We start from the raw sequence: 25508 nt of genomic DNA, 5'->3' as shown, positions 1-25508 counted from the left end.
GCCCCTCACTTCGCCGAGTCGGCGGCCTTGACCAGGGCGTCCTTGGTGACGGCGCCGACGTAGACCGTGCCGTCGTCCGTGACCAGGGCGTTGATCAGCCGGGTGGAGAAGACGGTGCCGGAGCCGAACTTGCCGTTCACCTTGTCGCCGAAGGAGCCGAGGAAGCCGCTGAGCGCGCCGCCGGCCTCGGAGCCGAGTTCGGAGTTCAGCTCGGAGTCCGAGGGGACGCCCTCGCCGCCGGTCTCCAGGACGGCCACCGAGGTCCAGCCCTCGCCGACGACCTTGTGGCCGCCCTCGGGGCCGCCCTCGGGACCGCCCAGCTCCCCGGCGAGGCCGCCGCCGGGCAGCGGGGACCCGCCGAGGTCCTCCGGTGCCGCCTCGACGTCGTCCGCCTCGGTGACCTTCGCGCCCTTGGGCGGGGTGAAGTCGAAGGTGGACGCGGCGGGCTTGGCGAAGCTGACCTGGGTGAAGCCCGCGTCCACGACGGCGGAGCCGCCGCTCGCCGGGGTGAGCGTGAACTTCAGCGGCAGGCCCGTCTTCGCGTCCACCGCGATGCTGATCGCGCCGACCGTGGACCCGGACTGCTTCGGCTTGATCACCAGGCGGTAGGCGTCGCGTCCTGCCACGTGGACCGTGCCGTCGACGGTCACCGACGTGGTGTCGTCGACCGCCTTGAGCGCCTCCTCGGTGAGGCCCTCGGGCGTGGCCGGAGGCTTCTCCCCCGCCTTTCCGCTCGCCTCGGTGGTGGAGTGGTAGACCTCGTTGGAGGCGCTGTCGTACCCCCACACGTCCTTGCCGTCGTGGATGACGCTGTACTCGGACGCGTCCTCCAGGAGGGAGAGCTTCTGGCGGTCCGGGCCGTCGGTGGCGACGCGCAGGGTGTGGGTGCCCGAGGCGAGTTCGGTGAGCTTGGCGGACGGGTCGGCGGACGATCCGTCGCCGCCGCCGGTGGCACCGGAGAGCAGTCCGCTCTCCAGCCCGCCGAGGTCGGGCAGGCCCAGGTCGGTGGTGATCTTCACGGTGCCGGACAACTGCTCGACGTCCGACGCGGCGATCTTGTCGATGAGCTGCTGTGCGGTGATCTTCGGCAGGTCGGGGTCGCCGGAGTCGGCGAGCGCCGGGACCAGCCCGATCGTCGCCGCCGCCACGCCCACCACGGTGACCGGGACGACGTACCGCACGGCCTTGCGCCGCCCGACGCGCAGGTCGTCTGCCTCCCCGGCGGTCGTGTTGTCGTCGGTTGCGTTCGGTGCCATGTGTGCCTTACCTCCGTCGTCGGCGGCGGCCGGTCTCTCACGTGCGAACGTCCCCACCCCGAGCCGCCATTCTCACCCGAATCGGTGAGGAGTGGTGTTTTCCGTGATGTCCATCTGACCAAATCGGCGCCGACGAAGCGTCACCCCGAGGACTCAACTCCGTGTACGCCTCCGGTATGACAACCGAGGGCGGTGGCCCGCCCGGACCCGTAGGGGTCGCGCGACGACGCACCAGGGACGGAAGCGGAGGGGGACCGCGGGAGAGGGGAACGGCGGTTCAGCCCCCGGTGGCGGTTCAGCCCGCCCGGTGCACCACCGCGTCGCACAGCTCCGTCAGCGCGGACTTCGCGTCGCACTCGGGGAGCGGGGCCAGTGCGGCGCGCGCCTCCTTGGCGTAGCGCACGGTGTCCCGGCGGGCCTGCTCCAGCGCCGGGTGGTCGCGCAGCGCGGCGACCGCCTCGGCGAGCCGGGCGTCGTCGCTGAGGTCGGAGTCGAGCAGCTCGCACAGCGCGACGTCCTCGGGGAGCCCCTGCCGGGCGGCGCGCTCCCGCAGCCGCAGCACCGGAAGCGTGGGCACGCCCTCGCGCAGGTCGGTGCCGGGCGTCTTGCCGGACTCGTGGGAGGCGGAGGCGATGTCCAGGACGTCGTCCGCCAACTGGAAGGCGACGCCGAGCCGCTCGCCGTACTGGGTGAGCACGTCGACGACCGTGTCGTCGGCGCCGGACATCATCGCGCCGAAGCGGCAGGAGACCGCGACCAGTGAGCCGGTCTTGCCGCCGAGCACGTCGAGGTAGTGCTCGACCGGGTCCCGTCCGTCGACCGGTCCCGCGGTCTCCAGGATCTGGCCCGTGACCAGCCGCTCGAACGCCTCGGCCTGGACCCGTACGGCCTCGGGGCCGAGGTCGGCCAGGATGTGCGAGGCCCGCGCGAAGAGGAAGTCGCCGGTGAGGACGGCGAGGGAGTTGCCCCAGCGGGCGTTGGCGCTGGGCACCCCGCGCCGCACGGCCGCCTCGTCCATGACGTCGTCGTGGTACAGGGTCGCCAGATGGGTCAGCTCGACCACCACGGCGGACGGCACGACCCCCGGCGCGTACGGGTCGCCGAAGCGCGCCGCGAGCATCACGAGCAGCGGGCGGAACCGCTTCCCGCCGGCCCGCAGGAGGTGCTGTGCGGCTTCCGTGATGAACGGAACCTCACTCTTGGTGGCCTCGAGCAAGCCTTCCTCGACAGCCGCCAGTCCGGCCTGGACATCGGCTTCCAGAGCCTGGTCCCGCACGCTCAGCCCGAACGGCTCGACGACGGTCACGAGGGGTCTCCTGTCTGCTGGTGTCTACGGGCGATTACGCGGTTTGTCGATAGGTCTCTGCGCTCACTCAAGTCAGCGTATCCGGTCACGTTTCGATCACCGATAGCCCCCACGTCCGCCCGGGCCCGAATGCACTCGCCCGGGAGGCGCCCTGGTCAGGGCGGGCGGTGTCGGATCCCGACCGATATGTTTCTGATCAGGCGATATGAAGAGACATTCACCGCAAATCCAAGGTGGGCAATACGGGGGAATGCGGAAGCCCGACAGGGCCGCGACCCTTTACGCAGAGCATGGGCTTATTGCCCGTTTCACCCCTCTTGTGGATGCCGGTGAGTTGGCTCACTCCCCCTGGTCCGGCCCCGCGGGGCGACACCCTGCGGGTACCCCCCGACTCCTCGTGCCACTCAGGCGAGTTGAGGCTTTGCGATCACAAAGGATCAAGCACCCCATAGAGCCCTGATCAAGGTCAATAGGCCCGAACTGTGAATTGGCCTCTTGTTCCGGACATGTGCTCTCGCATACGTTCCCGGCCTGTCGAGCGGAACGCCGAATCCTGCCGCCGCCCGGCACCCACCGAGAACTCATGGCAGGAGCGGGGGAACCAGGTAAGTCGCCCTACCGAAATGTCCACGAAAACGGACACAACGGTACGGCTCGGGGTGAAGTCGCGTCCGTCCGGACGCGGCCGGGCAGCTCCCGCCCGAACCCGACAGCTCACCTCGCAGGCGCCGGAGAGGAACCTCGTCATGCCCGCTGCCGCTCAGCACCGCCGTACCCGCCGCACCCGTATCGCCCGCACCCTCGCCGTGGCCGCCGCCGGCGCCGGTGTGCTCGCCCTGCCGCTCGTCGGCGCGACCACCGCGTCCGCCGCCACCTCGGCCGGCAACACGAGCACCACCGTCGCCGGGTACCCCAACAACCTGGACGGCTGGATCCGCGAATCGCTCGCGATCATGGCCGAGAAGCGCATCCCGGGCAGCTACAACGGCATCCACCGCAACATCATCCGCGAGTCGTCGGGCAACCCGGCCGCCATCAACCTGTGGGACTCCAACGCGGCCAAGGGCACCCCGTCCAAGGGCCTGCTCCAGGTGATCGACCCGACCTTCACCGCGTACCACGTGGCCGGGACCTCGTTCGACCCGTTCGACCCGGTCGCCAACATCACCGCCGCCTGCAACTACGCGGCCGCGCGCTACGGCTCGATCGACAACGTGTTCGGCGCGTACTGAGCCGAGCCGACCCCCGGATCGGGAGTCGGTCAGGGATAGAGACGTTCGAGGACGACGGCCACGCCGTCGTCCTCGTTCGACGTCGTCACCTCGTCGGCCAGCGCCTTCAGCTCCGGGTGCGCGTTGGCCATCGCCACCCCGTGCCCGGCCCACACGAACATCGGGATGTCGTTGGGCATGTCCCCGAAGGCGACGGTCTCCGCCGGGCCGACGCCGAGGTGCTCGGCGGCCAGCGCCAGGCCGGTCGCCTTGGTGATCCCGCACGGCTGGAGCTCCACCGTGCCGGGCCCGGACATGGTGACCGTGGCGAGCGAGCCCACCACCGAGCGGGCCGTCGCCGCCAACTCGTCGTCGGACAGGGCCGGATGGCGCAGCAGCACCTTGCTGATCGGCTCGCACCACAGGTCGTCCCGGGAGGCGACGCGCAGCGCCGGAAGGGTCGGGTGCGGCATCTCGTAGCCGGGCTCGATGAGGGTGAGCCCGTCGACGCCGTCCTGGTCGACGGCCGCGTACACCTGCCCGACCTCGGCCTCGATCTTGCCGAGCGCGGTCTCGGCCAACTCCCGGTCCAGGGTGACCGACCAGAGCAGTCGGTTCGCGCCGGCGTCGTACAACTGCGCGCCCTGGCCGCACACCGCGAGCCCCCTGCTGTGCAGGCGGTCGAGCAACGGCCTTACGCGGGGCGCCGGTCGGCCCGTCACGACCAGATGGCGTGCGCCGGCGGCCGCCACCCGCGCGAGCGCGTCGAGCGACCGGTCGGAGAAGGTGTCGTCGCCGCGGAGCAGCGTTCCGTCCAGGTCGGTGGCGATGAGGGAGTACGCGGTGCGCGCGGCATATGCGAGGGGTGCGGCCATGATCAGAGAATACGTATCCCGCACCCCTCGGACTCGACGCGAACCGGACGAGGGCGAAGTCCGGTCCGCTTCTGCCAACTCCCCTGCCACAGTTGACCGGAGACGCTCACGGTGCCGGTCGAAGGCCCCGGAACCGGTTTCGGCGCATCGTCGGGTACAGACCGGTTAAAGCCTTCTGCACCGGTTGGCAACAACATGCTCCGCTACCTACCGCACGCCCGGTGTGGAGCGGTACCGTCCAGGTGTCCAGGGGGGACTTGATCGGGGGGTCAGGTTGAGCAGTGGGCGCATTCGTGTGCTGAGTCCGAAGGATCTCGGCGAGGGGGAACGGGAACGATGGCGCGCCCTGCGGGCCGCCTCGACCGCGCCCCGCAACCCGTTCATGGAACCGGAGTTCACCGACGCCGTCGGCCGGGTACGGCCGCGCGCGCGGGTCGCGGTGGTGTACGAGGGGCGTGAGCCGGTCGGCTTCCTGCCCCATGAGCGCGGGCGCCTCGGCCGCGGCCAGGCCCTCGCCTACGGCGTCTCCGACGCACAGGGTGCCGTCCTGGCCCCCGGCCTCGGGCTGAACGCCGACGAACTGATGCGGGCCGCCTCCCTGTCCAGCTTCGCCTTCGACAACCTGGAGGCGGAACAGGGGCTGCTGGTGCCGCACGCGGCGGCCGAGTACACCGCCTATGTCATCGACGTCGAGAAGGGCTACGAGACGTACGAGTCCGTGCTGCGGGCCCAGTCGCCGAAGTTCCTCAAGACGACCCTCGCCAAGGAGCGCAGGCTCGGCCGGCAGGTCGGGGAGCTGCGGTTCGTGTTCGACGAACGCGATCCGGCGGCGCTGCGCACGCTCATGGCGTGGAAGTCCGCCCAGTACCGCAGGACCGGGCGCCGCGACCGGTTCGCGCAGCCCTGGATCACCCGGCTCGTGCACACCCTGCACGAGACGCGCGCGCCGGAGTGCTCCGGCACGCTGTCCGTCCTGTACGCCGGGGACAAGCCGATCGCGGCGCACTTCGGCCTGCGGTCGTCGACCGTGCTGGCGTGCTGGTTCCCGTCGTACGACACGGAGTTCGCGAAGTACTCGCCGGGTCTGGTGCTGCATCTGCGGATGGCGGAGGCGGCGGCCGCCGCGGGCATCGGCCTGCTCGACCTGGGGCGGGGCGCGGCCGAGTACAAGGACTCGCTGAAGACCGGGGAGATCCCCGTGTTCGAGGGGGCGTGGACGCGTCCGGGGGTGGGCGCCGCGCTCTACTGGCTCGGCCGTGAGCCGTCCCGGCGGGCGCACCACTTCGTGCGCAGCCGGCCGAGGCTCGCGGCGACGGCGGCACGGGTGCTGAAGGGGGCGGGGCGGCTGCGGCGGTCGTGACGGTCAGAGCGGTGACGGTGTTCGCGAACCAGGGGGGTTCATGTTCCGCGCGAGACGTGTACATGTCCGTGTGCCCGTGAGGGTGCAGGAGGAGATCGACCGGTTCCTCGGGATCGGGGCGGTGCAGATCGCCGAACTCGAACTGGACGGCGCGGGCTCCCTGCGGCCCGGCCCCGGCAGCCCGCCCGTCACACACGGCGAGGTGTTCGTGCTGGTCAGGCGGGGCGGCCGGCCGGTGGGCACACTGCTCGGGCGGGTGCCCGAGGGGGCCGATCCGAAGGCGGTGCTCCTCGCCCTGGCCGCCCGTGAGCACGGCGGCGGGCCGGTCGCGAGCGTCTCCGCGCTCACCGTGCCGTCCGTCACCGTCGTCGTCGCCACCCGCGAGCGGTCCGAACAGCTCGCCCACGCGCTCGACTCGCTGCTCGCCCAGGACCACCCGGACTTCGAGATCGTCGTCGTGGACAACGCGCCCGTGACCGACACGACCCGGGACCTCGTCGCCCACAAGTACGCCGAGCGGGTGCGGTACGTGACCGAGCCCGTGCCCGGTCTCGCCGTCGCGCACAACCGGGGCGTCGCGGCGGCCCGGGGCGAGGTGATCGCCTTCACCGACGACGACGTGGTCGCCGATCCGCGCTGGCTCACCGAACTCACCGCGCCGTTCGCCGCCGACCCCGGCCTCGGCTGTGCCACCGGGCTGATCCTGCCGGCCCGGCTGCGCACCCCGGCCCAGGTGCTCCTGGAGAGCCACGGCGGCTTCGCGAAGGGCTTCACCGCCCGCACCTACGACCCGTACGACCCGCCCGCCGACGAACCCCTCTTCCCGTTCACCGCGGGCCGCTTCGGCTCCGGCGCCAACATGGCCTTCCGTACGGCGGTGCTGCGCGAGGTGGGCGGCTTCGACCCGGCGACGGGCGCGGGCACGCTCGCGCGGGGCGGCGACGACCTGTACGGGTTCGTCCGCGTCCTCGCCCAGGGCCACCGGCTGCACTACACCCCGCGCGCCCTGGTCTGGCACCACCACCGGGAGACCTGGCGCGATCTGGAGTCCCAGGCGTTCGGCTACGGCGCCGGCCTCACCGCCTATCTCACGGCGGTCCTGGTCAACAGGCCCGCGCTGCTGCCGGCGTTCCTGGCGCGGCTGCCGCGGGGGGCGGCGTACGCGCGGAGCCTCACGGCGAGCCGGGCGGCGGACGGCGGTGCGACGGGGGCGGACGGCGGTTCACCGGTGACGGATGTGCCCGGTGGGCACGACTCCCGCACACACGCCTGGCCGCGGCGGCTGTCGCGGTTGCAGCGGCGGGGGATGCTGTACGGGCCGGTGGGGTATCTGCGGGCGCGGCGGGCGTTGCGGGGTGTGCCTCTGGGGAGAAGCGCCTCCGCCGCCACGGCTGTCTCCTTCGCGGGTGTTTCCGTCGACGACCGGGGCGACGGATCCGTCGGCCCTCGCGAGGAGTCCCGATGACCGCCCACCCGGCCGCGGGCGGCTCCCGTGCCATCCCGGTGTTCCTCTACCACGCCGTGATGGAGGACCCGCCGGACTGGATCGCCGAATTCACCGTCACGCCGAAGCAGTTCGGCGCGCATCTCGACGCCGTCGTCGACAGCGGCCGTACGCCCGTCACCATCAGCGCGCTCGCCGACCACCTCGCGGGGCGGGCGCCGCTGCCGGCGCGGCCGGTGCTGCTCACCTTCGACGACGGCTTCGCCGACCTGCCCGGGCCGACCGCCGAGGCGCTGGCCGCGCGGGACCTGTCCGCCACCGCCTACCTCACCACCGGCGCGATCGCGCCGGGCGGGCGCAGTCTGCTGCCGCCCGCGCCGATGATGACGCTCGCGGAGACGGTCCGACTGGAGCAGTCCGGCATGGAGATCGGCAGCCACACGGTCACCCACGCCCAGCTCGACACCCTCGCGCCCCGGGAGCTGACGCACGAACTGCGCGCCTCCCGCGCGGTACTTGAGGACACCTTGGGCCATGATGTGCGCCATCTCGCCTACCCGCACGGCTACAACAGCGGCCGGGTGCGCCGTACGGCCGCCGCCGCCGGGTACGAGACCGCCACCGCCGTACGCCACGCGCTGAGTTCGGACCATGACGAGCACCACCGCATCGCGCGGCTGATCGTGCGGCGCGGCCATACGCTCACCGAGGTCGAGGACTGGCTCGACGGTCGGGGGGCGCGGGTCGCGCCGTACCGCGACAGTGCGAAGACGGTGGCGTGGCGCTGGTACCGCAGGTCCCGCGCGGTGGTGCGCGGCCCGGTCTTCGCCGGCTGAACCACCGCGACCAACTCTTCTACCCCAGAGGCTGGTTGAGGTAGGGGTCGGAGACCGCGTCGCGCAGGCCGGCCCAGGCGCGGTCGCCGGCCACCGACAGATCGCAGTGCGGGCCGGGGTCGCGGGAGTTCCACTGGAGGGCCGCCTTGACGCCCGTCAGGCCCTTGAGGACCTGCGGCACCTCGGCGTACCACTGCGCCTGCCGCTCCGGCCGGGTCGTGTCGTTCGCGGTGCCGAACTCCGAGAGCATCAAGGGCTTCTCGTCGGAGATGTTCGCGCGGATCCAGTCGTGGGTGGCCCGCTGGGTCTGCGCGAAGGAGAGCCATTCGGCCTTGTGGCAGAGGTAGTAGTTGTACTGGTTGTAGGCGACCCAGTCGACGTACTCGTCACCGGGGTACATGCGCTTGATCAGGTCGGCGTGACCGAGATAGCCGGTGGTGATCCACGTCCACACCACGTTGGTCACGCCCAGCTCCCGGAACCGGTCGTGGAGGTGGCGGTACGCCCTGACGTAGTCCTCGGGGGTGCCGTTGTCCGGGGTGCGGGTGTCCATCTCCAGGTCGAAGGAGAGGAAGACCTTCTCGCCGTACTCCTTGACGCGCCGGGCCTGGACGTCGATGACGGACTCGTCGAGTTCGCCGTCCGCGATCTGCTTCCAGGTGGGCTGCTGCGCCGCCGTGCCGCCCCACCACTTGCTCTCCCAGGAGAGCAGCAGCAGATGGCCGTCGGCCGCGACGCGCCGCTCCTCCTCGGTCAGCAACTGCCCCTCCAGCCGGGACCCTTGGACCAGTGACATGTCGTGGTACGTGTAGACGATGTCGAGCTTGCGGCCGATCTTCTTCTCGTAGTCGCGGACCTTGCCGGACAGGTTTCCCTTGTGGTGCGGCACGAACGCGCCGAACCAGGCCCCGCAGGGCGGTTCGAGCAGCGCCGTCGGCGCGCACGGCCCGCCCGTCGCGGCGGGCCGCGACCCGATGTCCCGCCCGTCGCCCGACCCGCGCGCCACCTTGTCGTGGACGAGGAGCACGGCGGTGAGGACCGCGCAGAGCAGGGCGGCGAGGGCCAGTTGTACGCGTTTCCTGTGGCCGAAAGGGTGGGGCGACCTCACAGAGCAGTACCCTTCGCAGTCCTCGGCGGGGAGGCGCGCAGCCGCGGGCAGAACGCGGCGACGGTGGTGAGCAGTGTCAGGGTCAGCAGGACCCGCTGCGCGCTGAAGGCGTGCGTGGCGATGAACACCGTGGCGACGACCAGCGCGACGGCCACGCTCAGGAAGACGATCAGCATCAGCCGCTCCAGCAGGTCGGAGTGGCGTTCGAAGGCCGGGTCCCGGCGTTCCACGGGCCCCTCGGCGGGGCGCGCGGCGAGCGCGGGCCCGCAGATTCTGACGAGGGCGGCGCCCGGCCCCGCCGCCAGGAACACGATCATCGCCGCGCCCCGCAGCGCGGAGCCGTCGGGCAGCGCGAGCGCGGAGAGGGCGAGCCAGCCGCCGAACGGGGGCACCATCCGCACCACGAGTTCCTGGGGGGTCATCGGCCTGCCTCCGTCGGCTCCGGTGTTGCCGTCCCGTTCCTGAGCGCGTACGCCGATCCCGCGCTGTTGCCGGCCACCCGCTCGAACAGCGGGGAGGCGGCGACGGACCGCTCGATGCGGTCCAACTGGCCCTTGTCGAGCAGGCCGTTCATCTCGGAGTCGGCGAACTGGCCCCGGGTGAAGAGGACATAGGCGCGGCCCGGCGCCTCCACCGAGGCCATGTCGCGGGCGAGGGTGGCGGCCGGTTCGCGGACGATCCGGTCGACGTGCTCGCGGGCGTCGTCGAGGAACCAGTAGTGGTCCACCCGCCAGTAATCGGCGAAGGCGAGCGGGTAGTTGCGGTCGGCGGCGACGACCAGCGAGCCGTCCGGCGCCTTGTCGATCACCTGCCGTACGAGGTCGACCTCGGCGGGCGGGAAGTAGCTGATGCGGTCCTTGCCGGAGTAGCTCGGCACGAACGCGAGCGTGCCGGCGAGGAGCGCGAGCAGCGGCAGCCAGACGAACCGGCGGGGCTCGGTCCTGGCGCCCTGCGCCTCGACCGCGGTCAGGGTGCGCGCCTGGGGCAGCAGGGCCGCCGCGGCGAAGAAGGCGGCGCCGGGCAGCATGAACATCAGCACCCGGAAGATCATCTCGCTGCCGTAGCTGCTCGCCGCGAACATCGGCAGCGGGGCCAGCGCGAGCAGCAGCAGGGGCAGGGCGCGGTGCCGCAGCACCGGCTGGCGCAGGGCGCCGACCGCCGCGAGCAGCAGCACCGAGCCCGACAGCAGCCGGGCCACCCAGGAGGTGGTCACCGCTCCGGTGCCGGTCGGGGTCGCGCCGTATCCGGTGGCGACGTTGCCCCCGATGTCGCCGAGGGAGCGGAGCATGTCGGGCATCGTGGCGGACAGGAAGGGCAGCGCGGCGGTGAGACACCAGGCCAGGAAGATCACGGCGGTGGTGATCAGGGGGACCTTGTCGCGGTAGTGGCGGGCGAAGAACAGGACGGCCAGCGAGACCACGAGCATGCCCGGGGTGAGCTGGTGCGAGATGACGACGGCGACGACGAGGAGGGTGAGCAGGACCGTCCAGACGGCCTGGCGCGGGCCGCCGCCCTTCCCACTCGTCCTGGTGGCGGCGCTGGTGCCGCCGGCGTACCGGCGCAGGACGATCGCGAGGATGCCGAGGTGCAGGGCGAAGGCCACGGACTGGGGCGAGAAGTAGTCCTGGCCGACCCAGTTGGCGACGGAGAAGATCCACACCGCCAGCCAGACCAGACGCCGGTCCTCGGTGAAGGTGCGGTACATCAGCAGCAGCGGGAGCAGCAGCATCAGGCTGGAGACCAGCGGCCACCACGCCATGAACTGCGCGGCGGAGTCCACCCCGAGCAGCTTCACCAGCGCGGCCTGCGCGGCGAAGAAGCCGGGCCACTGGTCGTAGACGGCCATGTCGCCGACGACGTCCGCGCTCTGGAGCCGGCCCGCGGTCAGCAGATGGTCGATGACCGCGTCGTGCTTCCACGCCCACGCGTACAGCGGGGTCGGGTAGACCACGGCCTGGGTGGCGCGCTCCATCACCAGCAGCCCGACGACGTACGCCGGTGCCCAGGCCGGGTGGCGGTACGGCCCGCGCAGGGTGAACCAGAAGCCGGCCGTGAGCAGCGCCAGCCCGGCCCAGAACGCCGGGTGCAGGGCGCCGACCAGGCCGAAGTCACCGAGGTCGGAGACGTCGGTGTGGGTCACCGCGTAGCCCCACAGGGCGAGCGAGGCGAGCAGTGCGGCGGCGGGCCACAGCGCGGAGGAGCGCCACGGCCGGGCGGGCGGCAGGTCGGAGAGGTCCGTCACCGGCTCACCCCCTGCCGGGCCGTGGGGCTCCTCGGTGACCGTGGTGCCGTGGCCCGGTACGGGCTCCGGTTCGGATCTCTCCGTGGGTGTGGCTGGCGGACGCACGACGGTTCCCCCCTGGCGGTTCGGCTCTGAAGCGTGATCAGTCGCTGGTTCGGGTGCGGGTGCGGGTGCGGGTGCCGGGTCTGCCGTCCGCGGACGAGACGAGCGGTTCCTGCGGGGCAGGTGTCTCGGGCGAACGGTGTGGATCCCGGCCGGGCTCCGCCGACGGCTCGGCACGGTGGAGCGACAGGAGCAGGACGAGCAGGAACAGCAGGAGGAGCAGGGGCAGGGCGACGGGGGCGAGCGGCTCGCGCCCCGCCCAGCCCCCCACGGCGGCGAGGAGGACGACCGCCCAGCGTGCCTCCCACGGCAGCCGGCCGCCGAGCCGCTCGCCCAGCCGGGCGAGCAGCCGCCAGCACGCGACGAGCGACAGCAGCAGACAGACGGGCGGCACCCAGCGCAGCAGCGGCTCGGGCCCGGGCAGGCCCAGCGTCTGCGCGAAGAAATCGGCCGTTCGCGTGTAGAACGTCCCGTGGAGGGCGGTCGGTTCCCGTCCGAACGCCACCGGTACGGCGTACAGCGCGAGGACGACGGCGGTCAGCGCGGTGCCCGGCAGCCACGGCTCCCGGCGCACGGACAGGGTCACGGCGGCGACGAACAGCACGAGCAGCGCCGTACCGGCGACGAGGGCCGGAACGGGCAGCCGGGCCAGCAACTCCCGTCCCTCCAGCGGCCGGGCGAGGCTCCCCGAGACCCCGCCGAGCCACGGCAGTTCGCGCAGCGCCCAGCCGAAGGCCACGGCGGCCGCGCCGAGCAGGACCCACAGCGCGGCGCGCAACGGCCGCTGCCACCGCTCGGACCACAGCCCGTTCCCCTCGTAGGCGGGCACGGGTTCCCGTGATCCGGCGGCGGACCCGCTCCGCCCTTGCGGCTGCGGGCTCGGCCGGACGATCACCGCGAGGGTGTCCGCCTCCAGCGCCTCCCGCTCATAGCCGGGGCGCCCTATGAACAGCGCGACCGTGTCCTGATCGGCCGCCCCCCGCTCGTGCGCCGCCCGGCGGGCCCAGGTGGTGCCGTACCCGGCGGTGGCGTTGAGCCGCACGCCACCGGTGCCGTACGACGTCTTGGTGTCGTACGGCGACTCGGTGTCGTACGACGTCCCGGTGCCAGCGTCGGCCGCGGCGGGCACCCGGTCGGCCGGCTCGGAGGGAACGGCGGGCATGGCGGGCATGGCCGGCACGGCCGGCACCCCGTCGCTCGCGCGCAGCGCCCTGCGCAGCCCCACCACCGACACCACGGCGATCAGCGTCATGCTCAGCAGCACCGCCCAGCCCGCGCCCGCGATCCCGGTCGAGCCGAAGAGCAGCGCCGCGCTGCCCAGCACCAGCGTGCACATGGTGCCCTGGAGCGCGGCGAGCACCCCGGTGCGGCCCTGCACCCGCAGCACCCCGATGTACAGCTCGACCACGACCCGGGGCAGTGCTCCGGCGGCCAGCAGGCGCAGCACGGTGGTGCCGTGCTCGGCGTAGTCCTCGTCGAACGGCGTCAGGATCTGCGGCGCGAACACCACCAGCACCAGCACCACCGGCACCAGCAGCAGCGTCATCCGGCGCAGCGCCCCGCGCACCCCGTCGGCGAGGTGGCGCGGGTCGTGCGAGGCGTGCGCGGTGAGCGAGGAGGCCATGTTGATGGCCATGAACTCCATGGTGCCGCCGACCGTGTAGGCCACGTAGAAGTAGCCGTTCTCGGCGGCGCTGAAGCGGACGGCGACCATCACCGGCAAGAGGTTGATCATGGCCAGGCTGAACAGCGCGCCCAGCGAGTCCCCGGCCAGGAAGCGGCCCATCTCGCGCAGCCGCGGCGGCTCCAGGTCGCGGTCGGCGGCGGCCTGGCGCGGGATCAGCCGGCGGAAGATCAGCCAGCCGAGCGGCAGGGTCGAGAACGCGATCGCGGCGGCCCAGGACACGAAGATGCCGAGCACCGGCAGCAGGGTGGCGAAGACGATCAGCAGGACCAGCTTGCCGATCGAGAACACCGCGTTGCCGATCGGCACCCAGCCCGATCTGCGCAGCCCGGTCAGCACCCCGTCCTGGAGGGTGAGCAGCGCCCACGCCACACAGGCGACGACGAACGCGGCCCCCGCCACCGGTGTGCCCAGCGGCGCGTACGAGGCGCCCCACAGGTCGAGGGTGAGCAGGAAGACGACCGCGGCGACGGCCACGACCACCGAACTCGCCGCGTACGCCCGCCACACCAGCGAGCCGGTACGGCGGCCCGCGCGCGGCACGAAGCGGACGACGGCGCCGATCATCGTGGTCGCCGTGATGCTGGCGAGCAGTCGCATGGCGGCGATCGCGGCGGATCCCTGGCCGACGGCCTCCTCCGTGTAGTAGCGGGCGGCCACCAGCCAGAACCCGAGGCCCAGCACGGCGGAGACACCGGTGCTGAGCATCAGGAAGTAGGCGTTCCTGAACAGCGAGTCCGAACCGCGGCCGCCGTCGTCCGGCTCCGGGCCGGTCATCTCCGGCTCCGGGCCGGTCACCTCCTTTCCGGCGGGCGGCGCCGGGCGCCCGGGAGCCTCGATCTCGGCCTGCGTCCCGGCCTGCGTCCCGGCCTGGGTCACGGCCCGCTTCTCGGCCTGGGTCTCGGCCTGGGTCTCAGCCACGGGTCGGTCCCAGCCCTCCCGGTACCTCGGCCGGCCGCGCCTTGGACTCGTCCAGTGCCTCGATGACCTCCCGGGCCCGCAGCGGGTCCACGGGCAGGGCGTGCCGGGCGAACCAGCGGGCGCCGGCCGGATCGGGCGAGGGGTCGGTGAATCCGTCGCCCGCGTAGTCGTCCAGCGGCGGGTCGTAGAGGTACCCGACGACGATGCCCCGCCGCGCGAGCGCCTCCCGCGCCGCGTCCCGGTCGGCGACGAACAGCGGTACCCGGAACAGCGGTTGGGCGCGGACCGGACCGACCCGGCTGTGCGGTCTGGCCCAGGGCGTCGACAGCAGCCGTTCCGTGCCGGCCTGGCAGGCGGCCAGCACCGCGTCCAGCCGGTCGAGCCTGCGCTGGATGCGCCCCAGGCGCAGCGGCCCGGCGCGCAGCCGGTAGTCGTGCATGTCGACCCTGACCCAGGAGTCGTACGCGGTGAGGTCCGGCGCCGCGGCGGCGGCACGGGTGAGGTCCTCCGGGCGCAGCGGCATCCGGATCTCCTCGCGCTCCATCAGCCCGAGCAGCCGCATCGTGGCCCACGCGGCCCGCCGCAGCCGCAGCCCCCGTACGGCCGCCTCCGCGTACGGGCGGACGGTGTAGGCGAGTTCCGCGGTGATCCGGCCGGGCAGCAGCAGGTCCTCGCAGGTCTTCTCCAGGGCGTCACGCAGCCCCGGGTCGGCGAAGGAGAGGAAGCCCCCGGCCTTGGCACCGACATGCTTGGACAGGCTGAAGACGGAGGCGTCGCCCCAGGCCCCGACCGGACGGCCGCCGACCTCGCTGCCGATCGCGTGGGCGCCGTCCTCGAACAGCGGGATGCCCAGCGCGTCGCACTTGTCCCGCAGGCGCGGCGCGTCGTCCGGGTTGCCGTACAGGTTGGTCGTGAGGACCGCGGAGAGCGAGCCCCAGACCTCGTCGGGGACGGCGTCGACATCGATCGACGCGTCCAGCGGGTTCAGCGGCGCCTGCACGGGTCTGAGGCCCGCCGCGAGCACCACGAAGAAGATCACGTCGTCGTTGACCGGCGACATCAGTACCCGTCCGCCGGGCGGGCACCAGTGGCGCAGGGCCACGAACAGCCCGAATCTGCACGACGGTACGTACACGCACTGCCGGCCGAGTCTGCCGCGCATGGTCTCTTCCAGCCGATCCGGCCGTGTCCCATGACGCGCCGACCCGAGGCCGGCCTCCCCAATGGCCATCCGCCCCCCAGGTGTGCCCTGGGACAGCCCCCTCCCCGAGGCGGTCCGGCACCCGCTCAGAGTGTCCCTGTTCGCACCGCTCCGTCAAGATTGCGGGCCATTTCGAGGGCGACTTCCGGTAGGCGAACGGAAGCGGAGAGCCAGCGCCGACGGCCCCGCGACGGGCCCGGAAACCCGCCGCTCCCGGTCCGCCCCGTGCCACTTCCCCGAGGTCGGACGTAACGTGTGCCGCGGCCCGGCGCACCGGCCCGGCCGGCGCACCACCCCCAGCACGACCCGCACCACCCCATGCAGTAGGAAAGAACGTACGAGCGAGCGCGCGTACCGGCGCACGAAAGAGAGGCAGCACCCCATGCCCCCCTTCGACCTCCCCGAGGGCGACCCCTTCGGCCCGCACAACCTTCCGTACGGCGTCTTCTCCCTGCCCGGCGCCTCGGAGCGGACCGTCGGCGTCCGGCTCGGCGACCAGGTCCTCGACGCGGCCGCGGCGGCCCGCGCCCTGGGCTCGCCGCACGCCGCGCTCCTCGCGCGCCCCACGCTCAACGCCCTGCTGGCGGCGGGCCGTACGACCTGGTCGGAGGTACGGCGGTCCCTGACGGAGGCGGTGACCGACCCCGCGCACCGCGCCACCGTCGAACCCTTCTTCCACCCCTTGTCGGCGGTGACCCTCCATCTGCCCTTCGAGGTCGCCGACTACGTCGACTTCTACTCCTCCGAGCACCACGCCCGGAACGCCGGCGCGATCTTCCGCCCCGACGGCGGCGACAGCCTCCTGCCCAACTGGAAGCACCTGCCGATCGGTTACCACGGCCGCGCGGGCACGGTCGTCGTCTCCGGCACGGAGATCGTCCGGCCCTCGGGCCAGCGCAAGGCGCCCACCGATGCAGCGCCCGTCTTCGGCCCGTCCGTGCGCCTCGACATCGAGGCCGAGGTCGGCTTCGTCGTCGGCGTCCCCTCGGCGCACGGCACGTCTGTCGCGCTGGGCGACTTCCGTGAGCACGTCTTCGGGCTCACCCTGCTCAACGACTGGTCGGCCCGCGACATCCAGGCGTGGGAGTACGTCCCCCTCGGCCCGTTCCTCGCCAAGTCCTTCGCCACCTCGGTGTCGGCGTGGATCACCCCGCTGGAGGCCCTGGAGGACGCCCGGGTGACGCCGCCCGAGCGGACCCACCCGCTGCTGCCGTACCTGGACGACGCGGCCACCGAGCCCGCCGGCTACGACCTGCGCATCTCCGTCGCGCTCAACGGTCACGTCGTCTCCGAGCCGCCCTTCTCCTCCATGTACTGGACGGCCGCCCAGCAGCTCGCCCACATGACGGTCAACGGCGCCTCCCTGCGCACCGGCGACCTGTACGGGTCGGGCACGGTGAGCGGCCCGCACGAGCACGAGCGCGGCTCCCTCCTGGAGCTGACCTGGAACGGCCGCGACCCGCTCGAACTCCCCGACGGCAAGCGCGCGTTCCTGGAGGACGGCGATGTCGTCACCCTGTCGGCCTGGGCCCCGGGACCGGGCGGCGTTCGTGTCGGCCTGGGCGAGGTGAGCGGCCGGATCGCGGCGGGGTGACACCGGCGAAGGCACCGGCGGCGGCACCGGGCGGGGTGACGCCGCTCCCGTGCCGTCCCGCACGGCGGTGCGACGGCCTGCTGTCAGCGGGCTGACTCCGGCCGGGCCCGCCGTCATACTGGCGGCGGGCCCGGTCCTCGTACCGATCCCGCCGCCCGCCGGCACCGGCACGCGATCCCGGCGTTCGGACCCGTACTTCGTCCTCGCCCGCCGACCAGGATCCGGAGCCCCCGGCATGACCGTCTGCCTGCTCCTGCTGAGCGTCGTCGCCCTGACGGCCGCCGTGCCGGTCCCGCGCGCGCTGACCCGGGCCGCCTGGCCCGAGCGGGAACCGGTGGTGGGGCTGTGGGTGTGGCAGTGCCTGGTCGCCACGGTCCTGCTGTGCTGTCTGACCGCCCTGGTGCTGGGCGCCGCCGCCGTCTTCCACACCGTCCGCACGCGGGTGTTCGCCCCCGCGCCGCCCGCCGTGACGGAGGCGTACGGCCTCTCCGCGAACTCCCCCTGGGCGGTGGCCCTGACCCTGGCGCTGGCCTGCGGGGCCGCCTGGACGACCGCGATGCTGGCCCGCGAACTGGTCGAGGCCCGCCGCCGGCGCGTCCTGGCCCGCACCCACCTGCGGGAACGCGCCCCCGACCTGCCGGGCGGACTGCCGTCCGGCCGGGGCCCGCTGCTGGTCCTCGAGGACGAGTACCCCGACGCCTGGTGGATGCCCGGCCATCCGCCCCGGCTCATCGTGACCACCGGCGCCCTGCACCGCCTGACCTCCCACCAGTTGGACGCCGTCCTCACCCATGAGCGGGGCCATGCCCGCGCCCACCACGACTGGCTGCTCCACCTGTCCACCGCCCTCGCCACCGGCTTCCCCCGGGTTCCGCTCTTCGCCCACTTCTGCGACCAGACCCACCGCCTGGTCGAACTCGCCGCGGACGACACCGCGTCCCGGCGCTGCGGTCACCTGACCACCGCGCTCGCCCTGATCGAGCTGAACCAGCACCGGGGCGTCCTGTCCTGCGCCTCCAGCCACCGGCTCCTCGGCGAACGGGTCGACCGGCTCCTCCAGCCGCCCCCACGCCTGCCGCGCCGCCACCGCGCCCTGACGACGACGGCGGCCGCCCTGGTCCCGCTGCTGCCCCTGCTCATCACCTTCGCGCCGGGCCTGACCGCCCTCACCTGAGCCCGACCCGAGCCGCGCCCGAGCCCCGCCCGCGTCGCGCGGCGGTGGCAGATCTCGCCGCCGCGGCCGGGAAAGCCCAGGTCAACGGCCCTCCTGACGCCTCAGGGACTGGCGCAACACTTCCGCAACACCACTATCCCTACCGGATAGATATGGTCCGACCATGCCGCCCACCGACCGCATCCGCGACCACGCCGGACAAGGCGCGACCACCGTCGCCGCCCACCGCGCGCGGCGCCGGCTGCGTGCCGACGCGGCTCGTCAGCTCGCCGATCTGCTCCGCCGCCAACTGCTCACCGACGGCTTCCCGGACGGCACGCTCCCGCACGAGTCGACCCTCGCCGCCGAGTACCGGGCCTCCCGCAACACCGTGCGCCAGGCCCTCGATCTGCTGCGCGCCGAAGGGCTGGTGGAACGGCTGCCCGGAGTGGGCACCGTGGTGGTCGCCGAGAAGTACCCGCACGGCCTGGACCGGCTGATGGGACTCGCGGAGACCCTGCGCGAACACGGCCAAGTCACCAACGAGGTCCGCACCATGGGCCCCGTCGCCGCGCCCGCCCCGGTCGCCGACCGCCTCCGGGTGCCCGCCGGTTCCGACGTCCTCTACATCGAACGGCTGCGCCGCCTCAACGGCCTCCCCCTCTCACTCGACCTCACCTACATCCCGCTCGACATCGGTGCCGCCCTGCTCGGCGCCGATCTGGAGAACAACGACGTCTTCCGCCTCCTGGAGGCCATCACCGGCCGACGGCTCGGCCACGCCGAGATCACCCTGGAGGCGGTGAACGCGGACGCCAACTCCGCCGCCGTACTCGAAGCGCCGCGCGGCGCCGCCGTCCTCATGCTGGAACGCCTCACCCACCTCGCCGACGGCCGCCCCGTCGACCTGGAGTTCATCCGCTTCCGCGGCGACCGCATCTCGATGAGCGGCCTCCTGCACCGCTCCCTCTGATCCACCCGCGTCGTCGGGACTTTCCTGGAGACAGCCATGCCCTTGGTGCCCCAGCGGGCCGACGTGCCCGTGACCATCGACGAGTCGAAGTGCATCGACGGCTGCACGCTCTGTGTGGACATGTGCCCGCTGGACTCCCTCGCCATCGACGAGAGCAACGGCAAGGCGTACATGCATGTCGACGAGTGCTGGTACTGCGGCCCGTGCGCGGCCCGCTGTCCCACCGGAGCCGTCACGGTCAACATGCCCTACCTGCTCCGGTGAAAGGCCCGAACCCCATGAAGCACTCCATGAAGCACCCCCTGAAGCGTCCCTCGAAACGCCGGACGATCACCGCCGCCGCCACGGCCGCCCTGCTCCTCCTGCCGCTCACCGCCTGCGGCAGCAGCGCCGAGGCCGGTGACGGCTCCACGGTCACCGTGACCGTCGGCTACCAGTCCAAGACCATCAACACCGTCACGGCCGGCACCCTCCTGCGCTCCCTCGGCTACTTCGAGAAACAGCTCGACGCCCTGGGCGACGGCGTCACGTACAAGGTGAACTGGCAGGACTACGCCACCGGCGCCCCGATCACCGCGCAGATGACCGCCGGGAAGATCGACATCGGCTCGATGGGCGACTTCCCGCTGCTCATCAACGCCGCCCGCGGCAAGCAGCTCGGCAAGCCCACCCACCTGGTCTCGGTCACCGGCTACAACCTGCGCGGCGGCCTCAACACCATCGTCACCGCACCGGACTCCGAGCTGACCTCCCTCAAGGACCTCAAGGGCAAGAAGGTCTCCACGAGCGTCGGTTCGGCGGCCGACGGCACCCTCGTCCGCGCCCTCCAGCGCGCCGGCATCGACCCCGTCGACGGCATCGAGAAGCTCAACCAGCAGCCCGCCGTGGGTGCTTCCGCGCTGTCCGCCGGAAGCGCCGACGCGCTCTCGCAGTTCGTCGCCTGGCCCGGCCTGCTCGCCTTCCAGGGCAAGGCGAAGGCCCTGTACGACGGCGCCCAGTTGGACCTGCCGACCTTCCACGGCGTCACCGCCCGCGAGGACTTCGCGAAGAAGCGCCCCGCCGTCCTGGAGGCGTTCCTCAAGGCCCAGGCGGAGGCCACCGCCTATCTCGACGAGCACCCGGTGGCCGCCGCCGAGAGCGTCGCGAAGGCGACCGGCCTGCCCGCCGAGGTCGTCTACCTCTACAACGGCGCGCACGGCATCTCCACCTTCGACCCCACCGTCAAGCCCCAACTGGTCGCCGCCCTGAAGGAGGACGTGTCCGTCCTCAAGGCGGCGAAGCTGACCGGCGACATCGACGTGGACGCCTTCGTCGACGACCGGTACGTGAAGCGGGCGCTCGGCGCGTCGTACGCCGAGCGGCTCACCGCCACGCCCCCGCCGGCCGCGAGCGAGGTGTGGCCGAAGGGCGCCACCGAGACGCGCACCTTCACCACCCCCGCCGGCCTGCTCGCCCATGTCGCCGGCCACAAGGACGGCATCCGCGCCGCGTACGTCCCCGACGCCACCACCGGCACCCTGTGGTTCGCCGACCGGGCCGTGTGGGTGGCCGACGGCGAGAACCTGCTGCCGTTCGTCGCCCCGGCCACCGCGCGGGCGTACGTCGACGCCCACGGCGGCGCGCGCGTCGTCACGTACGCCGACGCGCTGGAGCTGGCGTCATGAGCCGGTACGCGCTGCGCGCCGCCTCCGTGGCCGCCGCGCTCGGCCTGTGGCAGCTCCTGACCGGCCTGGACGTCGACCTCTGGCTGCGCTTCTCGCAGTTCCCCACCGTCGCCGACATCGCGCGGGCCTTCGCCGACCGGCTGGCCGGTGACGACTACTGGACCGACCTCACCGACAGCCTGACCCGGATCCTCACCGGCTTCCTGCTCGCCGCCGTCCTCGGGGTGGCCACCGGCGTGCTGGTGGCGCGCTCGCGGCTCGCCGAGGATCTGCTCGGCACGGTCCTCGAAGTGGTCCGGCCCGTCCCCGCCATCGCGCTGGTGCCCGTCGCGATCCTCCTCTTCCCCTCCAACGAACAGGGCATCGTCTTCATCACCTTCACCGCCGCCTTCTTCCCGGTGCTGGTCTCGACCCGGCACGCGGTCCGCGCGCTGAACCCCGTCTGGGAGGAGGCCGTGAGCACCCTGGGCGGCGGCCGGTGGCGGATCCTCGGCTCGGTCGTCCTGCCGGGCGCGCTGCCCGGCATCTTCGGCGGCCTGTCCGTGGGCATCGGCGTGTCGTGGATCTGTGTGATCTCCGCCGAGATGATCTCCGGCCAGTACGGCGTCGGCTACCGCACCTGGCAGGACTACACCGTCGTCGACTACCCCGGTGTGTTCGTCGGCATGGTCACCATCGGCGTCCTCGGCTGGCTCACCTCCACGGCGGTGGAGCTCCTCGGCCGCCGCCTCACCCACTGGCTGCCGCGAACCTCCTACGTCCCCGGCCCCCGTGCCCCGCGCCGGGCCCCCGGCACCGCCGCCCCCTCCTCCGTACCGGCCGGCTCCGCGCCGGAGAAGGGAGTCCCCCATGACCAGCTCGTCTGACGTCCACACGGCCGAGACCCGCCCCACCGACACCGACACCGACACCGGCGCGGCAGAGGCGGCCGGTGGCCGCCCGCCGTCCCCGCCCGGCGCGCGTCTCACGCTGCGCGGCGCCACCCTCGGCCGCCCCGGCGCGCCCGTGCTGCACGACGTCGACCTCGACGTGGCCCCCGGCGAGATCCTCACCGTCGTCGGCCCGTCCGGCTGCGGCAAGTCCACGCTGCTGCGCACCCTGGCCGGGCTGCTGGCGCCGCTCGCCGGGGAGGTCACCCAGGACGCGCGTCCGCTGACCGGGCCCGGCGCCGACCGCGCCCTGGTCTTCCAGGAGGACGCGCTGCTGCCCTGGCGCACCCTGCGGGCGAACGTCGAACTCCCGCTCGCCATCCGTCGGCTGCCGCGCCCCGAACGCCGCGCCCAGGCCGAGTCGTGGCTGTCCCGGGTCGGACTCGCCGAGCACACCCGGCGGTTGCCGCACCGTGTCTCCGGCGGCCAGCGCCAGCGCGCCCAGCTCGCCCGCGCCCTGGCGGGAGCACCCCGCGCCGTCCTCATGGACGAACCCTTCGGCGCCCTCGACGCACAGACCCGGGCCGGCATGCAGGACCTGCTGGTCGAGGTGTTGCGCGGGACCGGCGCGACCGTCGTGTTCGTCACCCACGACGTGGACGAGGCGCTGTTCCTCGGCGACCGCGTGGCCCTCCTCGGCGCGGGCCGCCTCACCGCCGTACGGGACGTGCCGCGGCCGCGGGAGCGCGGTGCGCACGACGACCCCGCGCGGGTGGCCCTGCGGCGCGACGTCCTGACGTCTCCGAGCACGAGCCTCTGAAACTCTCCGAGCACGAGCCTCTGAAACCCGAGCACCTGATGTCCGGCCATCCGCATCCCGAGCCTCCGAAAGGCACCCCGGTGGACACCCCCCTCCAGATCCCCGCGCTCGGCGACGCCGAGGAGCTGACCTGCGACGTGCTCGTCATCGGCGGCGGCACAGCCGGCACGATGGCGGCCCTGACCGCCGCCGAGCACGGTGCGGACGTCCTGCTCCTGGAGAAGGCCCACGTCCGGCACTCGGGCGCGCTCGCCATGGGCATGGACGGCGTCAACAACGCGGTCGTCCCCGGCCGCGCCGAGCCCGACGACTACGTCGCCGAGATCACCCGCGCCAACGACGGCATCGTCGACCAGTCCACCGTCCGCCAGACCGCGACCCGGGGCTTCGCCATGGTGCAGCGGCTGGAGTCGTACGGCGTGAAGTTCGAGAAGGACGAGCACGGCGAGTACGCGGTCCGTCAGGTGCACCGCTCCGGCTCGTACGTGCTGCCGATGCCGGAGGGCAAGGACGTCAAGAAGGTCCTCTACCGGCAGTTGCGGCGGCGCGAGATGCGGGAGCGGATCCGCATCGAGAACCGGGTGATGCCGGTGCGGGTGCTGACCGCCGGGGGGCGGGCCGTCGGCGCGGCGGGCTTCCACACGCGCACGGGTGCCTTCGTCACCGTCCGCGCGGGTGCGGTGATCCTCGCGACCGGCGCCTGCGGCCGCCTCGGGCTGCCCGCCTCCGGCTACCTGTACGGCACGTACGAGAACCCCACCAACGCCGGTGACGGCTACGCGATGGCCTACCACGCGGGCGCCGAGCTGACCGGCATCGAGTGCTTCCAGATCAACCCGCTGATCAAGGACTACAACGGCCCGGCCTGCGCGTACGTCGCCAACCCCTTCGGCGGCTACCAGGTCAACCGGCACGGCGAACGCTTCGTCGACTCCGACTACTGGTCGGGCCAGATGATGGCGGAGTTCGCCGCCGAGGTCGCCTCGGACCGGGGCCCGGTGTACCTGAAGCTGAGCCATCTCCCGGAGGAGTCGGTCTCCGCCCTGGAGTCGATCCTGCACTCCACCGAGCGCCCCACGCGCGGCACCTTCCACGCCGGCCGCGGGCACGACTACCGCACCCATGACATCGAGATGCACATCTCCGAGATCGGCCTGTGCGGCGGCCACTCCGCCTCGGGCGTACGGGTCGACGACCACGCCCGTACGACCGTGCCCCGGCTGTACGCGGCCGGGGACCTGGCGTGCGTCCCGCACAACTACATGATCGGAGCGTTCGTCTTCGGCGAGCTGGCCGGCGCCGACGCGGCACGGTACGCGCCGTACGCCGGTGAACTGCCGGCCGAGCAGCTCCGGGAGGCGCACGAGCTGATCTACCGTCCGCTGCGCCATCCTGAGGGCCCGCCGCAGCCCCAGGTCGAGTACAAGCTGCGCCGCTTCGTGAACGACTACGTGGCTCCGCCGAAGTCCGGTGCGCGGCTGTCCCTGGCCCTGGAGGCGTTCGAGCGGATGCGCGACGACATCGCGGCGATGGGCGCCACCACCGCGCACGAGCTGATGCGGTGCGCGGAGGTCACCTTCATCCGCGACTGCGCGGAGATGGCCGCGCGCGCCTCCCTGGCGCGCACGGAGTCCCGCTGGGGCCTCTACCACGAACGTCTCGACCATCCGGCGCGCGACGACGCGTCCTGGTTCCACCACCTCGATCTGCACAAGTCCCCCTCCGGTGCGATGGAGTTCACGGCCCGTCCCGTGGCTCCCTATCTGGTTCCGGTGGACGAGTTCGCCCCCGTCGGCGGCCCGTCCCGGCGGCTCGGGGAGGTCCACCCCGAGGACGTGGCGACCGCCGGCTCCCGGGACGTGGCCCCGGTGGCCTCCGGACCGACGTCCGGAGCGGCGTCCGCGCAGGACACCGTTCCCGCCCACCCGGACAGCCCGCGTACGGGCACCTCCCCCCGCCTCCTCGAACTGCTCGCCCTCGCCGAGGAGGAACCCGAACTCGCCCTCGTCGAGCCGTATCTGACCGACCCCGACCCGGCGGTGCGGCGGACCGCGGTCGCCGTCCTCACCGAGACCCTGCCGCCCGGCACCGGGCAGGCCCTGGCCGGTGCTCTCGCCGACCCCGACGGCGAGGTGCGCGCCGCGGCGGCCGCCTCCCTGCGCGAACTGGTGGAGACCCTCCCGCCGGACCCCGCGCTGCGGGACGCCCTGGCGGCCGCGCTCACCGAGGCCGACCCGGTCGTCCGCGCCGCCGCCCTCGATGTGCTGCGCGCCCTGCGCCTGGGCGACGCCGTGCTGTTCGCCGGCCCGCTGGACGACCCGGACGTCACGGTCCGGATCGAGGCGGTGCGCGCGCTGGTGTCGGTCGACGCGGTCGAACTGCTGGCCGGGGCTGCGGACGACGCCTCCCGGGAGGTCCGGGTGAGCGTGGCCAAGGCCCTGGCCTCGGTCGCCTCGGAGCCGCTCGCGCCGGGCGCCCGGGAGCTGCTCTCGGGCACCCTGGACCGGCTCGGCGAGGACCCGGACGCGCTGGTCCGCGGCGCCGCCCTCGGCGCGCTGGCCGCGGCCGGCTGCCCGGCGCCGCTCGCCCGGCGGGCCGTCGCCGCGCTCACCGATCCGGCCTGGCAGGTCCGGGTCGGCGCCGCCACCGCGCTGTCCGTCGCGGACCCCGGCACGGCCGTCCCGGTCCTCGCCAAGGCGCTGGCCGACGCGAACGCCGACGTCCGCAAGGCCGCCGTCCTGGCGCTGACCCGGCACCGCGCCACCGGCGACGCCCGCGCCGCCCTGGCCACGGCGACGACGGACTCGGACGCGGACGTCAGGGCGTACGCGAGCCGGGCGCTCTGAGGCGCACCGGGCAGGCCCTACCTACGCCTGCCCGGCCCAGCCT

The 25508-nt window shown here is 73.1% G+C and carries 20 protein-coding genes and 1 riboswitch; of the genes, 12 read left to right on the top strand and 8 right to left on the bottom strand.

Annotated features, from left to right (window positions below):
- Window positions 1–5: 5 nt before the first annotated feature.
- Both AFM16_RS22960 and AFM16_RS22955 read right to left on the bottom strand, forming a co-directional pair.
- Window positions 6–1256 carry a LolA family protein gene (locus tag AFM16_RS22960; protein ID WP_078634479.1) on the bottom strand — a complete coding sequence of 417 codons (1251 nt, stop codon included), beginning with the start codon at window positions 1254–1256 and terminating at the stop codon, window positions 6–8.
- Window positions 1257–1551: 295 nt separating this feature from the next.
- A complete protein-coding gene (locus tag AFM16_RS22955; protein WP_030790099.1) occupies window positions 1552–2562 on the bottom strand; it encodes a polyprenyl synthetase family protein in 1011 nt (336 codons plus the stop codon).
- Window positions 2563–3096: 534 nt separating this feature from the next.
- Window positions 3097–3305: riboswitch (cyclic di-AMP (ydaO/yuaA leader) on the top strand.
- A 3-nt stretch (window positions 3306–3308) separates the two neighbouring features.
- Between AFM16_RS22955 and AFM16_RS22950 the strand changes: the two genes are divergently transcribed.
- Complete coding sequence (locus tag AFM16_RS22950) at window positions 3309–3794, top strand: transglycosylase SLT domain-containing protein (RefSeq protein WP_078634478.1); 486 nt, start codon at window positions 3309–3311, stop codon at window positions 3792–3794.
- 29 nt (window positions 3795–3823) lie between these two features.
- Here AFM16_RS22950 and AFM16_RS22945 read toward each other — a convergent pair whose 3' ends face one another.
- Window positions 3824–4648: an HAD family hydrolase gene (locus AFM16_RS22945; RefSeq protein WP_030790105.1), complete on the bottom strand. Its 825-nt coding sequence runs from the start codon at window positions 4646–4648 to the stop codon at window positions 3824–3826.
- A 289-nt stretch (window positions 4649–4937) separates the two neighbouring features.
- Here AFM16_RS22945 and AFM16_RS22940 point away from each other — a divergent pair, with 289 nt between their 5' ends.
- From AFM16_RS22940 to AFM16_RS22930, 3 genes are all read left to right on the top strand, one after another.
- Window positions 4938–6008 carry a GNAT family N-acetyltransferase gene (locus AFM16_RS22940; RefSeq protein WP_370628146.1) on the top strand — a complete coding sequence of 357 codons (1071 nt, stop codon included), beginning with the start codon at window positions 4938–4940 and terminating at the stop codon, window positions 6006–6008.
- A 121-nt stretch (window positions 6009–6129) separates the two neighbouring features.
- Entirely contained in the window at window positions 6130–7473 is a 1344-nt protein-coding gene (locus tag AFM16_RS22935) for a glycosyltransferase family 2 protein (RefSeq protein ID WP_245177997.1), read from the top strand.
- Window positions 7470–8288, top strand: coding sequence for a polysaccharide deacetylase family protein (locus AFM16_RS22930; protein ID WP_179123300.1), 819 nt, complete (start codon window positions 7470–7472; stop codon window positions 8286–8288). Before AFM16_RS22935 ends, AFM16_RS22930 begins: the two co-directional genes overlap by 4 nt.
- A gap of 19 nt (window positions 8289–8307) precedes the next feature.
- On the opposite strand, the gene AFM16_RS22925 is transcribed toward AFM16_RS22930, so the two are convergent.
- From AFM16_RS22925 to AFM16_RS22905, 5 genes are all read right to left on the bottom strand, one after another.
- Entirely contained in the window at window positions 8308–9396 is a 1089-nt protein-coding gene (locus AFM16_RS22925) for a glycosyl hydrolase (protein WP_245177774.1), read from the bottom strand.
- Complete coding sequence (locus tag AFM16_RS22920) at window positions 9393–9818, bottom strand: hypothetical protein (protein WP_078634475.1); 426 nt, start codon at window positions 9816–9818, stop codon at window positions 9393–9395. Before AFM16_RS22920 ends, AFM16_RS22925 begins: the two co-directional genes overlap by 4 nt.
- Window positions 9815–11638: a glycosyltransferase gene (locus AFM16_RS22915; protein ID WP_078634474.1), complete on the bottom strand. Its 1824-nt coding sequence runs from the start codon at window positions 11636–11638 to the stop codon at window positions 9815–9817. The genes AFM16_RS22920 and AFM16_RS22915 overlap by 4 nt, the downstream gene beginning before the upstream one ends.
- Before the next feature lie 142 nt (window positions 11639–11780).
- On the bottom strand, window positions 11781–14345 hold the full coding sequence (locus AFM16_RS22910; RefSeq protein WP_435837647.1) for a lipopolysaccharide biosynthesis protein: 2565 nt from the start codon (window positions 14343–14345) through the stop codon (window positions 11781–11783).
- Complete coding sequence (locus tag AFM16_RS22905) at window positions 14338–15576, bottom strand: DegT/DnrJ/EryC1/StrS family aminotransferase (RefSeq protein WP_078634473.1); 1239 nt, start codon at window positions 15574–15576, stop codon at window positions 14338–14340. The genes AFM16_RS22910 and AFM16_RS22905 overlap by 8 nt, the downstream gene beginning before the upstream one ends.
- Before the next feature lie 352 nt (window positions 15577–15928).
- On the opposite strand from AFM16_RS22905, the gene fahA reads away from it, so the two are divergent.
- The 8 genes from fahA (at window position 15929) to AFM16_RS22865 (ending at window position 25465) form a co-directional block, all read left to right on the top strand.
- Window positions 15929–17140 (top strand): fumarylacetoacetase, encoded by a 1212-nt coding sequence (gene fahA, locus AFM16_RS22900; protein ID WP_078634472.1) that lies wholly within the window; start codon window positions 15929–15931, stop codon window positions 17138–17140.
- A gap of 235 nt (window positions 17141–17375) precedes the next feature.
- A complete protein-coding gene (locus AFM16_RS22895; RefSeq protein WP_030790133.1) occupies window positions 17376–18314 on the top strand; it encodes a M56 family metallopeptidase in 939 nt (312 codons plus the stop codon).
- Window positions 18315–18477: 163 nt separating this feature from the next.
- Window positions 18478–19266, top strand: a complete 789-nt coding sequence (locus tag AFM16_RS22890) for a GntR family transcriptional regulator (protein ID WP_030790135.1) — start codon at window positions 18478–18480, stop codon at window positions 19264–19266.
- A 36-nt stretch (window positions 19267–19302) separates the two neighbouring features.
- Window positions 19303–19530, top strand: a complete 228-nt coding sequence (locus tag AFM16_RS22885; RefSeq protein WP_030790138.1) for a 4Fe-4S dicluster domain-containing protein — start codon at window positions 19303–19305, stop codon at window positions 19528–19530.
- Between the two features lie 26 nt (window positions 19531–19556).
- Window positions 19557–20930, top strand: coding sequence for an ABC transporter substrate-binding protein (locus AFM16_RS22880; RefSeq protein ID WP_078634471.1), 1374 nt, complete (start codon window positions 19557–19559; stop codon window positions 20928–20930).
- The gene (locus AFM16_RS22875; protein ID WP_078634470.1) at window positions 20927–21796 is read left to right on the top strand and encodes an ABC transporter permease; all 870 of its coding nucleotides are present in this window, start codon (window positions 20927–20929) and stop codon (window positions 21794–21796) included. The genes AFM16_RS22880 and AFM16_RS22875 overlap by 4 nt, the downstream gene beginning before the upstream one ends.
- Window positions 21780–22619: an ABC transporter ATP-binding protein gene (locus AFM16_RS22870; RefSeq protein ID WP_078634469.1), complete on the top strand. Its 840-nt coding sequence runs from the start codon at window positions 21780–21782 to the stop codon at window positions 22617–22619. The genes AFM16_RS22875 and AFM16_RS22870 overlap by 17 nt, the downstream gene beginning before the upstream one ends.
- A gap of 38 nt (window positions 22620–22657) precedes the next feature.
- Window positions 22658–25465, top strand: a complete 2808-nt coding sequence (locus tag AFM16_RS22865; protein ID WP_078634468.1) for a fumarate reductase/succinate dehydrogenase flavoprotein subunit — start codon at window positions 22658–22660, stop codon at window positions 25463–25465.
- Window positions 25466–25508: the final 43 nt, after the last annotated feature.

Source organism: Streptomyces antibioticus (assembly GCF_002019855.1).
Classification (GTDB): Bacteria; Actinomycetota; Actinomycetes; order Streptomycetales; family Streptomycetaceae; genus Streptomyces; species Streptomyces antibioticus_B.
Note: the sequence above shows the minus strand (reverse complement) of the source record. Positions and strands in the feature narration are given on the sequence as shown.

Coding starts and splice junctions, on each gene's coding strand:
- AFM16_RS22950 (WP_078634478.1), top strand. CDS start 3,309: ATGCCCGCTGCCGCTCAGCACCGCCGTACCCGCCGCACCCGTATCGCC.
- AFM16_RS22865 (WP_078634468.1), top strand. CDS start 22,658: ATGTCCGGCCATCCGCATCCCGAGCCTCCGAAAGGCACCCCGGTGGAC.
- AFM16_RS22880 (WP_078634471.1), top strand. CDS start 19,557: ATGAAGCACCCCCTGAAGCGTCCCTCGAAACGCCGGACGATCACCGCC.
- AFM16_RS22890 (WP_030790135.1), top strand. CDS start 18,478: ATGCCGCCCACCGACCGCATCCGCGACCACGCCGGACAAGGCGCGACC.
- AFM16_RS22875 (WP_078634470.1), top strand. CDS start 20,927: ATGAGCCGGTACGCGCTGCGCGCCGCCTCCGTGGCCGCCGCGCTCGGC.
- AFM16_RS22885 (WP_030790138.1), top strand. CDS start 19,303: ATGCCCTTGGTGCCCCAGCGGGCCGACGTGCCCGTGACCATCGACGAG.
- AFM16_RS22905 (WP_078634473.1), bottom strand. CDS start 15,576: ATGGCCATTGGGGAGGCCGGCCTCGGGTCGGCGCGTCATGGGACACGG.
- AFM16_RS22895 (WP_030790133.1), top strand. CDS start 17,376: ATGACCGTCTGCCTGCTCCTGCTGAGCGTCGTCGCCCTGACGGCCGCC.
- fahA (WP_078634472.1), top strand. CDS start 15,929: ATGCCCCCCTTCGACCTCCCCGAGGGCGACCCCTTCGGCCCGCACAAC.
- AFM16_RS22945 (WP_030790105.1), bottom strand. CDS start 4,648: ATGGCCGCACCCCTCGCATATGCCGCGCGCACCGCGTACTCCCTCATC.
- AFM16_RS22920 (WP_078634475.1), bottom strand. CDS start 9,818: ATGACCCCCCAGGAACTCGTGGTGCGGATGGTGCCCCCGTTCGGCGGC.
- AFM16_RS22870 (WP_078634469.1), top strand. CDS start 21,780: ATGACCAGCTCGTCTGACGTCCACACGGCCGAGACCCGCCCCACCGAC.
- AFM16_RS22930 (WP_179123300.1), top strand. CDS start 7,470: ATGACCGCCCACCCGGCCGCGGGCGGCTCCCGTGCCATCCCGGTGTTC.
- AFM16_RS22960 (WP_078634479.1), bottom strand. CDS start 1,256: ATGGCACCGAACGCAACCGACGACAACACGACCGCCGGGGAGGCAGAC.